The 16,314-nt window shown below is 63.9% G+C and carries 11 protein-coding genes; 8 read left to right on the top strand and 3 right to left on the bottom strand.

Annotation, left to right across the window (positions count from 1 at the left end):
- Positions 1 to 19: 19 nt before the first annotated feature.
- The gene (locus tag QX034_RS28540) at positions 20 to 307 is read left to right on the top strand and encodes a hypothetical protein (RefSeq protein ID WP_315704059.1); all 288 of its coding nucleotides are present in this window, start codon (positions 20 to 22) and stop codon (positions 305 to 307) included.
- Here the strand turns inward: QX034_RS28540 and QX034_RS28535 are convergent.
- Positions 304 to 1,608: a glycoside hydrolase family 3 N-terminal domain-containing protein gene (locus QX034_RS28535; protein WP_315704060.1), complete on the bottom strand. Its 1,305-nt coding sequence runs from the start codon at positions 1,606 to 1,608 to the stop codon at positions 304 to 306. The genes QX034_RS28540 and QX034_RS28535 overlap by 4 nt on opposite strands.
- 205 nt (positions 1,609 to 1,813) lie before the next feature.
- Between QX034_RS28535 and QX034_RS28530 the strand changes: the two genes are divergently transcribed.
- From QX034_RS28530 to QX034_RS28515, 4 genes are all read left to right on the top strand, one after another.
- Entirely contained in the window at positions 1,814 to 3,301 is a 1,488-nt protein-coding gene (locus QX034_RS28530; RefSeq protein WP_316196191.1) for a DUF4173 domain-containing protein, read from the top strand.
- Positions 3,302 to 3,323: 22 nt separating this feature from the next.
- Complete coding sequence (locus QX034_RS28525; protein ID WP_315704062.1) at positions 3,324 to 4,025, top strand: response regulator transcription factor; 702 nt, start codon at positions 3,324 to 3,326, stop codon at positions 4,023 to 4,025.
- On the top strand, positions 4,022 to 5,608 hold the full coding sequence (locus tag QX034_RS28520; RefSeq protein ID WP_315742241.1) for a sensor histidine kinase: 1,587 nt from the start codon (positions 4,022 to 4,024) through the stop codon (positions 5,606 to 5,608). Before QX034_RS28525 ends, QX034_RS28520 begins: the two co-directional genes overlap by 4 nt.
- Positions 5,609 to 5,735: 127 nt before the next feature.
- Positions 5,736 to 6,593 (top strand): VOC family protein, encoded by an 858-nt coding sequence (locus tag QX034_RS28515; protein ID WP_315764194.1) that lies wholly within the window; start codon positions 5,736 to 5,738, stop codon positions 6,591 to 6,593.
- A gap of 36 nt (positions 6,594 to 6,629) precedes the next feature.
- Here QX034_RS28515 and QX034_RS28510 read toward each other — a convergent pair whose 3' ends face one another.
- Together QX034_RS28510 and QX034_RS28505 are read right to left on the bottom strand one after the other, a co-directional pair.
- Complete coding sequence (locus tag QX034_RS28510; RefSeq protein ID WP_315704065.1) at positions 6,630 to 7,664, bottom strand: 2Fe-2S iron-sulfur cluster-binding protein; 1,035 nt, start codon at positions 7,662 to 7,664, stop codon at positions 6,630 to 6,632.
- Positions 7,664 to 9,628 carry an ethylbenzene dehydrogenase-related protein gene (locus QX034_RS28505; RefSeq protein ID WP_315767825.1) on the bottom strand — a complete coding sequence of 655 codons (1,965 nt, stop codon included), beginning with the start codon at positions 9,626 to 9,628 and terminating at the stop codon, positions 7,664 to 7,666. Before QX034_RS28505 ends, QX034_RS28510 begins: the two co-directional genes overlap by 1 nt.
- 986 nt (positions 9,629 to 10,614) lie before the next feature.
- Between QX034_RS28505 and QX034_RS28500 the strand changes: the two genes are divergently transcribed.
- The 3 genes from QX034_RS28500 (at position 10,615) to QX034_RS28490 (ending at position 16,122) form a co-directional block, all read left to right on the top strand.
- Positions 10,615 to 12,372, top strand: coding sequence for a type I secretion system permease/ATPase (locus QX034_RS28500; protein WP_315704067.1), 1,758 nt, complete (start codon positions 10,615 to 10,617; stop codon positions 12,370 to 12,372).
- The gene (locus tag QX034_RS28495) at positions 12,369 to 14,315 is read left to right on the top strand and encodes an HlyD family type I secretion periplasmic adaptor subunit (RefSeq protein WP_315704068.1); all 1,947 of its coding nucleotides are present in this window, start codon (positions 12,369 to 12,371) and stop codon (positions 14,313 to 14,315) included. The genes QX034_RS28500 and QX034_RS28495 overlap by 4 nt, the downstream gene beginning before the upstream one ends.
- Before the next feature lie 67 nt (positions 14,316 to 14,382).
- Positions 14,383 to 16,122 (top strand): autotransporter strand-loop-strand O-heptosyltransferase, encoded by a 1,740-nt coding sequence (locus tag QX034_RS28490; RefSeq protein ID WP_316196189.1) that lies wholly within the window; start codon positions 14,383 to 14,385, stop codon positions 16,120 to 16,122.
- Positions 16,123 to 16,314 lie beyond the last annotated feature (192 nt).

Genomic DNA, 16,314 nt, shown 5'->3' with positions numbered 1-16,314 from the left:
AACGACCGAGGAGTTCAGCATGGTTGCGGACAGTGACAGCAGGATCGCCTGGCATCGCGCACAGCTCAAGAAGAATCGTGCGGCGTTGAGGCAGATCGAAACCGCACGCTTCACGATCGGTGAGAGCTCGGATGCCAAGGCGCTCGAACGGGCCAAGCGGCAGTTTTCGGACCTTCAAGCCAAAATCCGTGAATCCGAACAGGTGCTCGCCCAGCACGAACGCCAGACCCGACGGCCGCTCGGCACAGATCTGCGCAGCCTGTCGCGCGTGTCCTGGCGCGATTGGACCGGCAACGGGCAACGCTAATCCGCTTCGCTGAGGTGCCGGCGTCGCAGCCGCTCTTCGCTGCGCGCCAACGCGGCGAAATCGAGCTGTCCCTGTTCGAGCGCCCGTCGCGCGCAGCCGAAGATGCGGTAGAATTGCGCGCCGTCATAAGCGACGAGCAAGAGGTCGGCCCCGCCGTTCAGCGCTTCGACCACGGCCTTGCAGACGTCGCCGCCATAGATGGCGCCCATGACGAGATCGTCGGTGATGATGATACCGTTATAGTTCCAGCTCTGCCGGATCAGACCATCGAGCACCGCCTTCGAATGCGACGCCGGCCGCTTCGGGTCGAGGGCCTCGAGCTTGACGTGGCCGACCATCAGCACGGCTTGCGTCTCCTTGAGAACCTCGCGGAACGGGCGCCAATCCGAAGCCGCGAGCTCAGCAACCGGCGTCTGCAGCTGTGCTGCAAAATGGTGTGTATCGGCCGTCACCCGCCCAAGGCCCGGGAAATGCTTCACGGCAGCACCAACCCCGCTGGCCGCAAGCCCGTGGATGTAGCTGGTCGCGATCTCGCTGACGACGGCGGGATCACTGGCGATCGCGCGCTGGCCGATCAGGGTGTTGAAGTCGAAACGAATATGCTGCCGGTCCGGACGAAGATCGAGCACCGGGGCCAGGTTGAGCGTGACGCCGACATCCGCCAGCGCAGCGCCTTGGCGGCGGCCGACCGCCTCGGCCTCACGGCGGCGCCGCTCCGGCGCGAGATCGGCGAGCGAGGACAGCGCGTCCTCGTGCGGCAATGGCGGCGACAGGTGCGCAACGATACCGCCCTCCTGATCAGCAGTCACGATGAGGCGCGGCAAGCCTGCGCCGGCGCGCCTCGCCTGCAGCGCCGCGATCTCGGCCTTCAGTTCGGCAGCCGTCCGCCCGCTTGCGTTGTGACGGGTCACATAGACGCCGCCAATCAGTCCTCGCTCGGCCAGCACCGCGGCTTCCTCCGGCGCGGCATAGCCGACCACGAAATGCGCGCCGAGCAGCCGCGCGACCGCAGCATCACTCGTCAGCACCTCGTATTTGCGCCAGGCAAATGACGTCTGCGCAGCGACGAAGGCTATGAGCGGCATACACCAGAGCAGCAGCAGAATCCGGCTCGCGACCCTGCCCTCGCGCCATGCACCGCACCGGAGCAGCAGAATGGGAACGCCGGCGCTCACAACCAGCAGGACCACTTGGCCCGCGCCACGAAGATGGACCAGATAGGGTTCGTTGCTGTTTGCGGCAATGACGACCAGAAGCAGCGCCAGCGGCCAGAGCGCCACGATGCGGAGACGTTTGATCATCGCGTAAATCGGTTTGTCGTTGGACCTGTTGCTCGCCTAGCAGCGCCTTCGCGCACGCACCAGTCGAGAACGGGTGCCTGCACGAAATCTGCAAAACAATCCTGAATGCCTGCAAAACCCCTCCCCGGTCGCTGCACCATCCCGCGTCAAGGTTCATCTCGCCAGCCGACAGCTGGCCGAACGATGACTCATGCGAGGACCACAGATGACAGGTTTTGCCGCGCCGGCCGTGGAGAATACACCGCAACAGAATTTTGCGCTCAAGTTCGCGATCGCCATTGGCCTCGCCGCACTCGCCGATGCACTGTTCTATGATCAACGGATCGGACTGTCGTTGACCGTCTTTACGATCGCACTGGTCGCGGCCTCGCTCATTACCAACCGGGCCCAGCTCGATCGAAAGCGCGCAGCCGCGGCGAGCATCATCTTCGTTGCGAGCGTGTTGCCCGCCGTCGAGCAGCTGAGCACGCTCTCGCTCCTGTTCCTGTTGCTTGGGACGATCAGCAGTATCGCACTATGGACCAATCCGGCGATCGTCGGATCGAGGGCGCCGCTCACGGCGTTCCGTCAGTTCCTGCTGATTGGCCCGTTCAGACTTGGCCCAGATATCTTGGCGGCCATGCGTGCCCCCGGGTTATCCCGCTCCATTCTCGGATGGTGCGTACCCGTTGCATTCGGGCTGGTGTTTCTGGCTCTCTTCGCAGAGGCCAACCCGTTGATAGAGCAATGGGTGGACATGCTGAGGCCTCACAGAGTGGCTGCGGATTTCGATCAGATCCACGTACTGTTCTGGCTTGCGATGCTGTCGCTGATCTGGCCCTTCATCCATCTCCGATGGCGCCCGAAGGCGGTGCGCCCTACCGGCTTCGCGCCCGCTGCGGCAGCATCACAGGGATCGATCGCGACGGCGCAGGCCGCTCTCCTGGGACCGGGCACCGTGTTGCACTCGCTGCTCCTGTTCAACCTGCTGTTCGCCGTCCAGAGCGCAACTGATCTCGTCTATCTCTGGGGAGGAGTACAACTGCCGGACGGGCTGACCTATGCAAGCTATGCACATCGCGGCGCCTATCCGCTGGTCTTCACGGCTTTGCTCGCCGCATCCTTCGTCGTCCTCGCGATCCGTCCGAACGACACCAAGCCGCAATCGCTCTCGGCGCGCGTCCTGCTCTATCTCTGGGTCAGCCAAAACCTGCTGCTCGTCATATCCTCGATGCTGCGGCTCAAGCTCTATGTCGACAGCTACCTCTTGACCTATTGGCGCATCGCGGCCCTACTCTGGATGGGTCTCGTCGCTCTCGGCCTGATCTTGATCACACTGCGGATCACGATGAATCGCTCTCATCGCTGGCTTCTCCAGATGAACCTGCTGGCCGTGGCCGCGACTCTCTATGTATGCGCGCTGACCAATTTCGATGCCATCATTGCCGGCTACAATGTGACCCACAGCCGGGACGCGGGCGGCAAGGGAGTGATGCTCGATGTATCTTATCTCGCGAGCCTCGGTCCCCAGGCGCTCCCTGCCATCGATCGGGCCATCGCATCCCACCTATCCGAATCCCATCTTTCGGCGTATCGCGACCGGCTGCTGCAGGCACAGGCCAGCGACATGGCATCCTGGCGAACCTGGAGCTTCCGCGGCTGGCGCCTGCAGCATTATCTCAACACTCATCCGGTACCGTCTCCGCCGAGCTGATTTTGTTTGCACGCAGGCTACCATGACCCATCGTATTCTCGTCGTCGACGACGACCCGCATATCCGCGAGGTGATCCGGGTTGCGCTCAGCAAGGCCGGCATGGACGTAACCGAGGCCGCCGACGGCAAGGCGGCCCTCGCCCGCTTCGAGCGCGACCGGCCCGATCTGATCGTACTCGACGTCGGCATGCCCGAGTTCGACGGGCTCGAAGTCTGCCGGCGAATTCGCCGCAACTCAGACCTGCCGATCTTGTTCCTGTCGGCGCGCGACGAGGAGATCGACCGCATCTTAGGACTCGAGATCGGCGGCGACGACTACGTCACCAAGCCATTCAGCCCGCGCGAACTGGTCGCTCGGGTCAATGTGATCTTGCGGCGGGCAACGTCGCGTAGACTTGACCGCGCGGATCCGGTCGAACTGCATCATGGCAGGCTTCGCCTCGACCCAGCGCAGCACGCCGCGCATTTCGGTGAGATGCCACTGCGCCTGACTGCGCTCGAGTTCGGCATTCTGCGGGCGTTCCTGAGCCGTCCAACCGTCGTATTCAGCCGCGAGCAGATCATGGCGACGGCCTATCAGATGAATATTCAGGTCTCCGACCGAACCATCGACAGCCATATCCGCAACATCAGAGCCAAGCTTGCAGCTGCCGAATGCGACGATGTGATCGAGACGGTCCATGGGGTCGGCTTCCGGCTCGGCCGCTGCGGCGGCCCGGCATGATCGCACCCCGCCGCAAGTGGCGGCCCTCGCTGCGCCAGATCGTCTTCGGAGTGCTAGCGCTCGTCGCCACCCTGCCCTTGGTCGGCCTGTTCTTCTTCCGTATCTACGACAACCAGCTGATACGCCAGACCCAGGCCGAGTTAATCGCCCAAAGCCGTGTTCTCGCCGCGCTCTACGCCGAGGAAGTGACTGCGCGGCTCGGCGCCGGAATTCCGCTCGGCGCGGAGATTCCGCCTGACTTGCGTCCCGATCCCCCAGATGCGGTTACGCCGATCCGGCCACTGCTCGATCTGGCCGCCGACGACCTGTTCGTGCGGCGACCGGATGCGCGTCCGGCCGCCCACCCCGCCGATCCCGCCTATGTCGCGATCGGCGCCCGGCTGATGCCGATCCTGCTGGAGACTCAGAAGGTCACGCTGGCCGGCTTCCGCATTCTCGATCCGCATGGGGTGGTGATTGCGGGCCGCGATGAGGTCGGCCAGTCGCTGGCCCATATCGAGGAAGTCGCGACCGCATTGGAGGGGCAATACAAGGCCGCGCTGCGCATTCGCAAGCCCGACAAGGCGCCGCCGCCGATCTATTCGCTGAGCCGCGGCGTCGGCGTCCACGTCTTCTCTGCGATGCCGATCATCGTCGATAACCACGTGGCCGGCGTCATCTACACCTCGCGCACGCCGCGCAACATCTTCGAGCACCTGTATCAGGAGCGCGGCAAGTTCATCGCGGCTGGCTCCGCTGTCGCGCTGACGACATTGTTGATCGGCTTCATCGTGGCGCGCACGATCACCCATCCGATGCATGAGCTGATCGAGCGCGCCGGACGAATCGGTCGCGGCGACCCCGAGGGTTTCCGTCCGCTTGCTCACTACGGCACGCGCGATTTCGCCGAGCTATCGAGGCAGTTCTTCGCGATGGCCGAGCAGCTGGCGCGACGCTCCGATCACATCGCGAGCTTCTCCGCCCACCTGACCCACGAGCTGAAATCACCGCTGACCTCGATAAAAGGAGCCGCCGAATTGCTGCTGGATTCGCTGGGTACCCTTTCCAACCCTCTGACCCGCATCGAGCAGGAGAAATTCCTGGGCAACATTCTCGGCGATGCCGAGCGGCTGGAGGCCATGACCCAGCGCCTGCGTGAGCTCGCTCGCGCCGAAATCACCCCGCAGCACGAGCGTGTGGATCTGGTGTCGGTGATCAGCAAATTGCGCGAGCGCTTCAGTGCGCCGAACATCACGATGCGGGGCTCATTCGAATCCGTGATTGCGATGTCGGCGGAGACTGCTTTGATCGCGCTGTCGCATCTCGCCGACAACGCTTGTCGCCATCAGGCTCGTAACATCTTGCTGGAGGCGCACCGTGACGGGGACATGCTCGTGCTCAACGTCAGCAATGACGGTGAGCCGATCTCGCCGCAGAACCGCGACCGGATTTTCGACGCCTTCTTCACCACGCGCCGCGATAGCGGCGGCACCGGCATGGGTCTCGCGATCGTGCGCGCCATCATGACCAGCCATCGCGGCACGATTGCACTCGAACCGACCGAGCAAGGCGTCGCATTTGTGCTACGCTTTCCGATCGGATGAACTTTCCAGTCCCGCACAATGCGAACGGGATCGAGGATCATTCAGCACCAAGCTGGCCGCGCCTATTGCCCGCCACGTCAGATCAGCCTATCTGACCGTGACAGTCGGAAGCTCGGGAGAGCAACACGTGGCCCTCAAGAACATCATCGGTATAGATCATGCCGTCGTCGCGGTCACAGGACTGGACGCGGCAGCGGAGTGCTGGCGGCGGCTCGGCTTCACGCTCTCTCCGCGCGGCACTCACAGCGCCAAGATGGGCACGGGCAATTACACGATCATGCTCGACCCCGATTATATCGAGTTGCTCGGGGTCTTGACAGAAACCGATCACAACGTGGCGACGCGAAACTTCCTGGCGCGGCGCGGCGAAGGCATCGAGCGGATCGCCTTCACTGCGGTCGATGCGGCTGAGGGAGCCGAGGAGATCAGGGCCCGCGGCTTTGAGCCGATCGGCCCGACCGATTTCGAGCGTCCGGTGCCGATGCCCGACGGCAGCCTCTCGGCCGCGAAATTCCGCGTCTTTCATTGGCCGCTGACGGAAGCGCCCGGCGGCCTGCGCATCTTCGCGTGCCAGCATAAGACCCGCGAGACCGTCTGGATCCCAGAGTTGATGCGGCACGCCAACGCAGCCAGGTGCCTGAAGCAGGTGCTGATCGTAACGCCGGCGCCGGCCCGAGACGCTGCGCATCTGTCACGCCTGATCGACCGCGAAGGACGTGCCGACACCGACGGTGTGGTCACGGTGGCGTCCGGCGGGAGCCGAGCGGACTTTGCTTTTCTGACCAGGGATCAATTGGCGAGCCGCTATCCGGCCGTCTCGCTGGCTGGATTGCCAGAGCATGGCGGTGCTGGCCTGGTGATCGGATCGAGCGATCTGGCCTTGACCGAAGCGGCGCTGGGGTCAAGCGGCGTCCATAGCGGCATAGCCATCTGCGTCCCGCCTGCTGCGGCCAATGGCACGCTGCTCGCATTCGTGGCCGGCTGACGGCGTCAAACCGCCGTCGCCGCCCAATCCTTTGCCTTATTCCGCTGCCTGCAACATCGAGGGGCGGCCGCGCTGGCTGTCCAGCCAACCGGCAAGGCGGCCCATGAGATTGCCTCCTTGCTCGGACGGCTGCGCCGACGAGACGAACGGATCGCAATGGCAGCGCGCGCCCGCAGCGCGGGCGATTTTCGCCACCGCATCGGTCATCGCTGGCGCGCCACAAGTATAGACCACGTCGTTCGGCGTCAGGTCCGGCATGTGCTCGGTCGGCCGGCCGGTGCGCAGTGCCGGCGAGATGTTCTGCGGTTCGGAGACGATCGGGATGATCTTGACGTTGGGGAAGCGCGCGAGCCGGCACAGCGCCTGGTGCATGTAGAAGGATTGCAGGGTGCGCGCCGTCACGATGAACACCATATCGCGCTTCGGATTCTCGGTGATGGCCGCCACCGCAATGGACCACATCGGCGCGAACCCGGTGCCGCTGGCGACCAGCACGATGCGGCCACGATGCTTCGGGCGGAAGAACGCGGTCCCGAGCGGTCCGATCAGCTTGACCCGATGGCCGGGCTGGATGTCACGTCCCAGCGCCGACGAGACCAGACCGTCCTTGAGCTTGCGGATGTGCAGATAAAGCAGGTGATTGTCGGGCGCGCCGGCCATCGGAAAGGTCGGGCTGTAGCAGCGCGCTGGGTAGCCGCGGAACTGCACCTTGACGTACTGCCCGGGGAAATGGCGCAGCGGCTTCGGCAGATCCAGCGTCACACCCATGACGTCAGGCGCGAGCCGGACGAGATCGCCGACTTCGGTCGACATCGTCACGGTGTCCGGCACCGGTTCGGTCACGATCTTGAGGTCTGACACGACACGGGCCTGGCAGGCATGCGCCATGTCGCCTTCGGTGCCCCCGAACAGCTTGCCGTCGACGACGCGTACCTTGCAGGAGCCGCAGATGCCGCTGCGGCAATCATGGGGAAGTTCGACGCCGCTGGAGATCGCGCTGTCAAGCAGGAGATCGCCCACATTGGCGTAGAATGTCTCCTTGTTGAACTGAACCTTGCAAATCTTCCCCATCACTCCACCTCTAGTCGCATTGGCCGGATCTGCCGCGTATGTCGGATCTGGGTGTGATCGAACGCAGCGACTCGCATAAACACGCCGTTCTTGATCGGAACGTCGTACTTGCTGTGTGTGTCCATTTTGCGGGCAATTTCGAGCGTCCAGTGGCCCGATGCCCAACGTGCAGCACAGCGAATGTCCGCCCGGTCCCCGGAAAAGTCGCCATTGATGATGACGCCGGGCACGACGGTGCCGACCGGTATCTGGGCGTCGGCTTCCATCGTATAAGGCACCGATTCGGCCTCCGTCATGAACCATCGCGCCCCATCGCTCTCGCCGATGTTGGGATCGAGATTGATCTCGCCCATGGCGGCCTTCATCGCAGTAACGTCCTTCGGCAGCCGCTTCGGCCTGACACCACGATTGCCGAGCATCTCTGCGTCGCGATCGATGACGAAGTTGTCGGAATAGTTGGCGTTGCCAGGGTCCGCGCCGAAGCCCCCCTTGTAGGGCGCGAGACCCTTGACCTGCTCTGGAGTCGGTTCGGCCGGCGGACCGAAATGATCGTCATCCATCCAACCCGTCGGACCGCCGCTCGTCGCCTTCCACTCCCACGCATCAGCATAGAGGTTCGGCGCGGGCGTATAGTGGATGCCACGTCCGGACAGCGTTGCCGGCTTGTCCGGCATCGGCTGTGAGCTCATGTGGAAGGTGCGGTCAGCCGCAAGCGTGATCGGCAATGTCGTGAACAAGAGCGAGAACTTGTCCTCGTTGTAGTCGTTCTCGTCGCCCTTCTCATAGCCGTTGTGCAGCAGATGCCAACCATCGGCGCGCTTGATCAGCGGCAGCTGCTTCAGCGAACGGGTCGGATCCTCCCAGATCACGAGGAAATAGACCCAGCTGTCGTCATGCGCGGCCTTGATCCAGACCTTGGACTCGCCGGTGCCGTCGAAATTGTCGCCCTGGTTGGTGGTGACCATGTGCGGCTGGATATTGCGCCAGACCCGGTCCGAGGTATCGCCGTCGAGCGTCGGCGCATCCGCGTTCTCGATCCGGTGAACCGTGACCGTATCTTCGGCATAGTAGTCGGCGGCGACCATCGCCCACCCCGCAAAAATCGCGACCGCCGCAGCGACCACGAACGGATTCGCCTGGAAGGTCGGATTGCGCCGCCGTGCATTGCCCTTCGTATTGCCCTTGACGTTGCCCCTGCCGCCACTCGTCGGCGGCGCCGCCGACCGCGGACGCACCGCGCCATTGCGCGCGTCCACGCGGCCGCGAACCAAATCCTCCGAACGACTTGCGGGCATCTGTTCGCGGGCCGATCTCATGGCCGGAGCCGCCGGAGAGGCCTTGATCGGGGCCTCGCTTTCCTCGAGTCGCTCGGATTGCTCGACCAGCATGGTCAGCAACTCAACCGGGTCGAGACGCGGCGGCGGCGGCGGCAGCGCCTGTGGCCGGAATACCCGGTACAACTGTGATGCCCCGCCGATGCCGTAGTGAACGAGGATGTGCAGGAGAATGAACGCAGGCACGACCCAAGTCGCATACCAGTGAATCATCATGGTCACGTATCCCGACTCGATACCGAAGAACAACAAGCCGCCGGTCACGATCAATGCGGCCATGGTGATGAACAGCACCCAATGCAGGAACACGCTGATGGAGCCAAGACGCGCTGGCCTTCGGCCCATCAGGCCCTTGATCCGCATCTTGTCGACGGCCACACGCCGGCCGAGGCCGGATTTGGCGATATAGATCATGTAGGCGATCGCCACGCTCGCCAGCATCACGCCGGCCGGCATGTGCCACGTCCAGGTATGTTGGCGTGGCAAGGCCCAATCCAGATGCTCGGAGATCCAGGCGTGACTTGGCGCTTCTGTGGCCATGCGCAGCCCGGTGGTGAAATCGACCACGGTTGCCCCGACCAGCAGCCAGTGCAGGATGATCGTTCCGTAGTCTGTCTTGCGGACCCTCATGCGCGGCCGTCTCCTCGCGGACCCGCGCACATGCAGATTGCAGAACCGGCCGGGCGTCGAGCGCCATCGCTCCTGCTCCGCAGACGAACGCGACGCGCGTAGCCGCGCTTCGAACATCCGTATGCGTCGAGCTCCGCACCGATCCGGTCGATCATCATATCGTTCAGCAATTCGTCCCCCAGATGCCTGTTCTGGCAAGCGAGCTTTCTACTCTGCCGTCGCGAGGACATCGCCTCGTAACGACCGGACAGCCCCTGACGGCGCATTCGTTCACCGTCATGCGTCGGTGTTCGGGTCTATCAACAATGGTGCGAACGGCGTCGCAGTACGGCGTCGCACCGATACGCTTCCCCTTAGCGTATTCCCCGTCTACATCGTTCCGACACGGCACGAGCGAGCCGGTGCCGCGGCGGACGGCGTAGATATAGTTTTGCGAGCGTCTCAGTCGGATTGCACCCCACTCCGCTTCGTCCTCATCGTCATGCTCATGATCTGCTTCTATCCCCGGATACCGAAAACCAAGAAGTGATCGGCGCGTCCATTGCATTTCACGAAGATTTATTTGGCTTCATGGCGTCATTCGGCCCGCACAGCGACCAATGCGTGCAGAAGCAAGGTGATAGACGGACGAAACTATGACGCCGTCGGTTCGGCCGCACGGCGAGCACGGCCGAACTCTCTGTGCGACCTTCGAAATTTGTCGCTGCCAAATTTCTCTCGCATCGTCTGAATTTTTTTTGCACTGCGTTGTTGTCGTCGTCCCGACTACGTTTTTAGGACCGACGCGCATTCGTTTTTCCAACAGAAATCTCCCCTCGTCCCATTGTTGCCGGAAAATCGTCTGCATCGGCTGTCACCAAAGCCTGATCGATCATTATCCCGACGACATGTGGAGAGGGCGCGACCGAATGAGTGTCGCTCAAGACCGTCCGCGAACACGAGCGACGGCAGGCTTAACGGACCTTCTTGCGGCGGGAGATGATCCCGTGACGCGCGGGCTGCGGCAAGCCGCACGGCGGATGGCAGGCATCGGCGTATTCAGCGGCGTCATCAACATCCTGATGCTCTCCGGCTCCGTTTATATGATGCAGGTCTATGACCGCGTCATCCCAAGCAAGAATCTGGCGACGCTGGCCGGCCTGTCGGTCATGATTCTGACCGCTTACGTGATCCAAGGCTATTTCGACGCGCTGCGTGCGCGCATGCTGTGCCGGGTGGCGACAATGTTCGATGCCGGCCTGCAGGATGCGATCCATCATGCGCTCGCAACCCTGCCTTTGCGCGGCACCAAGCCGATGCTGATGCAGCAGCCGCTACGCGATCTCGATCAGTTGCGTGCCTTCATGTCGAGCATGGGACCGACCGCGTTTCTCGACATGCCCTGGATTCCGATCTTCCTGATCGGACTGTTCATGTTTCATCCGCTGATCGGCGTCACGGCCATGATCGGCACCGCGGCCATCATCTCGATGACGGTCGTGACCGAGCGGCTGTCGCGCCGCGCCAGCAAATCGGCGAGCGAGACCAGCGCAGCGCGTCAGGTGCTGGCGGATGCGATGCAGCGCAACGCCGAGGTGATCCGCGCGCTGGGCATGATGCAGCGATTCTCGGCCCGTTGGACCGACGTCAACGAGCGCTACCTGAAAGAGAACATCCGCTCCAGCGACGTATATGCCAATCTCGGCTCCGCCGCGAAGGTGCTCCGCTTCATCCTGCAATCCGGCATGCTCGGCATTGGCGCTGCTCTCGTCGTGTCCGAGCAGGCCTCGGGCGGCGTCATGATGGCCTCCTCGATCCTGATGGGGCGTGCGCTGGCCCCGGTCGAAGTCGCGCTCGGCAGCTGGAAGCAACTGGTCGCCGCGCGCCAGGGCATCCTTCGGCTGCGCGACATCTGCAAGGCGACTGCCAAACCCCCGGCTCCGCCGGTAGCGCTGCCAAGACCCTGCCGCGAGCTCGCAGTGCAGGAACTTGCGGTCACGGCGCCCGGCCAGGACCGACCGATCGTCTCGAACATCTCGTTCTCGATCAAGGCCGGCACCGGACTTGCCCTGCTTGGCGCGAGCGCATCGGGTAAGACCTCGCTGTCGAAAGCGCTGGTCGGAATCTGGCCCGCACAGCACGGCGTGGTGCGCCTCGACGGCGCCGCGCTCGATCAATGGAGCAACGAGGATCTCGGCCGCCACGTGGGCTATCTGCCGCAGGACGTCGCATTGTTCGACGGCACCGTGGCGGACAATATCTGCCGCTTCGACGACGATGCGAGCTCCGATGCGATCCTGCATGCGGCTCAGATCGCCGGCGTACACGAGATCATCCTGCGGCTGCCCGAAGGTTATTCGACCCGAATCGGTCAGGGCGGCATGTCGTTGTCTGCCGGGCAGCGTCAGCGCATCGGGCTTGCCCGAGCGGTGTTCGGCGACCCCTTCCTGATCGTGCTCGACGAGCCGAATGCGAACCTGGACGCCGACGGCGAAAATGCCCTGAGCCGCGCAATTGCGATCATGCGCCAGAAGCAGTCGATCGTCATCGTGATCTCGCACCGGCCGAGCGCGCTCAACGTGCTGAACATGGCGATGGTGCTTTACGAAGGCAAATCCATTGCCTTCGGTCCCTGCCAGGAGATCTTCGCCCGCATCGCCGGAGCTAAGCCCGCTCAAGCTCCGCCGGCGGTCGCGAAGGCGGCTCCCACACCGAACGCAAGAGCCATTCGTCGCGCGGCAACCGCGGAAGGCGCTCCCGCATGAAACATGTCAACGACCTCCGTCCGTACGATGAGAACGACCCCAATTGGCGCGGCATGCCGCAGAGCCGGACGGTCGGTCCCCAGGGCGATGCCCTGATCCTGGAGCTACAGCGCCTGCGAGGCGCATTCGACGACGAAGAGCCGGCCGATCCGCGTGGTCGGCGCGCTCCCCGCGATGACAGCAAAAAAGGTCGAAGACCACCGCCGGCCGGCGGCGGCCGCAAGAAGCCGGCACAGCGCCTCGCAAAGCGAAAGAAGGGCAAGGTGGGGCGGGCCTTCGATATCTCGCTGTCGCTGTTCGGATTGAGCCCGGCCCGTGCCCCGCAGCGTCATCCCGAAGCGATGCGCGAGCAGCGGCCAGCCTGGATGCGGGAGCCCGAAATATCGCCTCCGTCGCGGCCGCGTTCGGTCCTGCGGGATGACGGTTCGCTGCCGATGAATTTGAGGGCAACCGCCCCGACCATCGAGCTTGCACCGGAATCCAGCCGACGTCCGCCTGCAGGCGCGCTGGTGCCGGCCTTAATCGAACCGCAGACGCGGGTCGGCCGGCTGGTCGGGACCGCGAGTCTGGCGCTCACCACAGGCGTCACTTTCATCGCCAGTCAAGGCACTGCGGCCCAGCTCGATGATGGCTCCGACGAATCGCTGATCCCCCGCGTCGGCCATATGTTCGAGAACGAGCTGCGTACCGGACTGAGGGTTCTGCTCGTGGCCGGCGCGCTCGGAGGCGGCTGGCTGACGATGGTGCCGCTCGCCGGCGCCGTCGTTGTGCCCGGCAATCTGGTCGTGCAGTCCGACGTCAAAGCGATCCAGCACCCGACCGGCGGCATCGTTGCGAGCATCAAGGTGGAGAACGGCAAGCATGTCGCAGCCGGCGATCTCCTGGTGCGGCTGGACGCGACGCAGGTGCAGGCCAATCAGCAGGCGATCGCGAAACAATTGAACGAGCAGCGGGCCAAGATCGCCCGCCTCGTCGCCGAACGCGACGGATTGGAGCAGCCGGAATATCCGCCGGAGCTGACCTCTCATACGGATGACGCCAATGTCCGCAGCGTGATCGCCTCCGAGAATGCGCTATTCAAGGCGCGTCTCAGCACGCGGCAAAGTCAAAAGGACCTGCTTCAGGGACGGATTGCTCAGCTCAATCAAGAGATCACCGGCATGGAAGCCCAGTCGGACTCCAAGAGCAAGCAGATCGAGCTGATCAACGGCGAATTGGCCGGGGTGCAGGATCTCTACGACAAGCGGCTGGTGCCGTTGACCAGGCTCACGACGCTGCAGCGCGAGGCAGCACGGATCGACGGCGAACGCGGCCAGCTCACCTCGGCTATCGCCGAGACCCGATCGAAGATCAACGAAGCGGAGCTGCAGATCGTCAAGACTGATCAGGACTTCCGCACCGAAGTGGTGAAGGACCTTGGCGAGACGCAGGCCAAGGAAGGCGAACTGATCGAAAAAAGCGTGGCCGCGCGCGACCAGCTCGATCGAATCGAAATCCGAGCGCCGAACTCGGGCACCGTCCACCAGCTCTCGATCCACACGATCGGCGGCGTGATCAAGGCGGGCGAAACCATCATGGAAGTCGTTCCCGATTCCGATGAGCTCCAGGTCGAAGCCCATGTCCAGCCGAAGGACATCGACCATGTGCACACAGGTCAGGACGCCTTCGTTCGATTTTCGGCGTTCAACCAGCGCACGACGCCCCAGGTCACAGGACAGGTCTCGTTCGTCTCGCCGGACACCACGACGGATCAGCGCAGCAACTCAACCTTCTACACGGTCCGGGTCGTCTTGTCGGAGGACGAGCGGCATCGCCTGGGCAGTGCGCAGTTGATCCCGGGCATGCAGACCGAAGTCTTCCTGCAGACCGGCAAGCGCACGATGCTGAGCTATCTGATGAGGCCCATCATGGAGCAGTGGCGTCGCGCCTTCGTCGAGGAATAGGCGCGCCCGGGCCGTGAGCCTCAGGACGGCATCGAGTTCCGCCCCAGCGCCGTCTGGCGCAACCGACATGCCCTTGCGCCACGCCGGTGCAACGCCGATACATGCTTCGACCACGCACCAAGTCGAAAACCCCGCCGGAAGCCGTCGGCTGCCGCGACCGTCGACGTTACCGACTCAGCTCGGGCCGATGGGTCTGCGCTATGATTTCAACGATGGCTGCCGCGTCATGCTGCCCGAGACCGGCCGGCCCTGGCGCGTTCGCCTGAGTGATCTCGACACCGGCAACCTGCTGTACGAAGTCGAGCTGCGATCGGGCCATGTCAACAGCGCCAAGCGCTACTTCGTCCGTTTCCGGCTCGAGGTCTGGAGCGGCAACGAACCGGTGCTCTGCCACGACTACCATGCAGCTGATCGCGACGTCCTCATCCAGTTTCCGGTCGGCACGATCGGCGACATCATCGGCTGGCTTTCCTATGCGATGAGGTTCAAGGAGCTGCATCGGTGCCGGCTCACCTGCGCCCTTGGCGAACCGCTGATTCCTCTTTTCCGCGGCGCCTATCCTGACGTCCGCTTCGTCTCTCACGTCGACGTCGAGCCAGCGCGCTTCTACGCGACCTACAGCGTCGCGCTGTTCTTCGATGACCATGAGCAGGCGTATCAACCTTCAGACTTTCGCCAGGTCGGACTGCACCGGACCGCCGCCTATATTCTCGGTGTCGATCCCGCCGAGCAGCCGCCGCGCATCGCGCTTGCAGACGCCGGACGGCCGATCGCCGATCCCTATGTCTGCATCGGTGTGCAGGCCACGACGCAATGCAAATATTGGAATAATCCTCACGGCTGGCCCGAGATCGTCGACTACATCAAGGCGCTCGGCTACCGCGTCGTCTGCATCGACCAGAAGCCGAGGCACGGCCGCGGCATGGTATGGACCGAAATTCCCGAGGGCGCCGCGGACGAGACCGGCGACCGGCCGTTGCAGGAGCGCGCGCGCTGGCTCAAGCACGCCGCGGCCTTCGTTGGCCTGTCCAGCGGGCTGTCTTGGCTTGCGTGGGCGGCGGGTACGCCGGTCGTGATGATCAGCGGCTTCACCCATCCGGTCAACGAATTCGCCACGCCCTATCGCGTTATCAACTATCACGCCTGCAACAGCTGCTGGAACGACGTACGCCACCGTTTCGACCATGGCGACTTCCTGTGGTGCCCGCGTCACCGGGATACGCCGCGTCAGTTCGAGTGCACGCGCCTGATCACCGCGGATCAGGTCAAGGCGGCGCTGGCGCGGATTCCGGGCTTCGGTCACGGCACAGCCGGTGCCCTCGCGCCGCCGATCGACGAGGCGTTTACGGTGGCCGCCCTGCCCGCGCCGGCCCCGATCGGAATTCCTCGCGGAGGCATGGCGGTGGGCATCACGCCCCGCGCCGGAGCGCTCCGTGATTTGGCCGCAAGCCATGTCCGTGCCGGTGACCACGCGGCCGGAAAACGCGATCACGCGTCCGCGCTGCGCGACTATCAGGCAGCAGCCGCGATCATGCAGCGCCTCGCCACAGCCGAGCCGGATAACATTCCTCTCCTGCGCGACCAGGCGGTGAGCTGGAATCGAATTGCGGCGGTGCTGACCGCCTTGGGCGATCATGCGGGCGCGGCTGATCAGTACCGGCGCAGCCTCGGTCTGGTCCAGCACCTCATGGCTTCGGCGCCGCACCACCCCGACCTGCAGCGCGATCTGGCCTGGAGCCAGGCGCGATTGGCCGATGTTCTGGTGGCGCACGCCGCGCAAAGCTCGCCGCAACGCGATCCGGCCTGAACATCATTGTGACGTCACGGCGGCCCCTCGGCCACGACGGTCCCAATCTGCCCGAACAACATCATAATTGCGGACCGCTCCCTGCTTGTTTCGGCCCCATTGCGGCAATTAGTTCATCCGCGACAGTTTGACGCGGTATTGCGACAGTCTGACACATGCTGCCGCCTGTCGGTCCAAGAGCGAGACCACTCG

Source organism: Bradyrhizobium sp. SZCCHNR3119 (assembly GCF_032487775.1).
GTDB lineage: Bacteria > Pseudomonadota > Alphaproteobacteria > Rhizobiales > Xanthobacteraceae > Bradyrhizobium.
This window is presented reverse-complemented; position numbering and strand designations above follow the sequence as displayed.

Coding starts and splice junctions, on each gene's coding strand:
- QX034_RS28540 (WP_315704059.1), top strand. CDS start 20: ATGGTTGCGGACAGTGACAGCAGGATCGCCTGGCATCGCGCACAGCTC.
- QX034_RS28535 (WP_315704060.1), bottom strand. CDS start 1,608: ATGATCAAACGTCTCCGCATCGTGGCGCTCTGGCCGCTGGCGCTGCTT.
- QX034_RS28530 (WP_316196191.1), top strand. CDS start 1,814: ATGACAGGTTTTGCCGCGCCGGCCGTGGAGAATACACCGCAACAGAAT.
- QX034_RS28525 (WP_315704062.1), top strand. CDS start 3,324: ATGACCCATCGTATTCTCGTCGTCGACGACGACCCGCATATCCGCGAG.
- QX034_RS28520 (WP_315742241.1), top strand. CDS start 4,022: ATGATCGCACCCCGCCGCAAGTGGCGGCCCTCGCTGCGCCAGATCGTC.
- QX034_RS28510 (WP_315704065.1), bottom strand. CDS start 7,664: ATGGGGAAGATTTGCAAGGTTCAGTTCAACAAGGAGACATTCTACGCC.
- QX034_RS28505 (WP_315767825.1), bottom strand. CDS start 9,628: ATGAGGGTCCGCAAGACAGACTACGGAACGATCATCCTGCACTGGCTG.
- QX034_RS28495 (WP_315704068.1), top strand. CDS start 12,369: ATGAAACATGTCAACGACCTCCGTCCGTACGATGAGAACGACCCCAAT.
- QX034_RS28490 (WP_316196189.1), top strand. CDS start 14,383: ATGCCCTTGCGCCACGCCGGTGCAACGCCGATACATGCTTCGACCACG.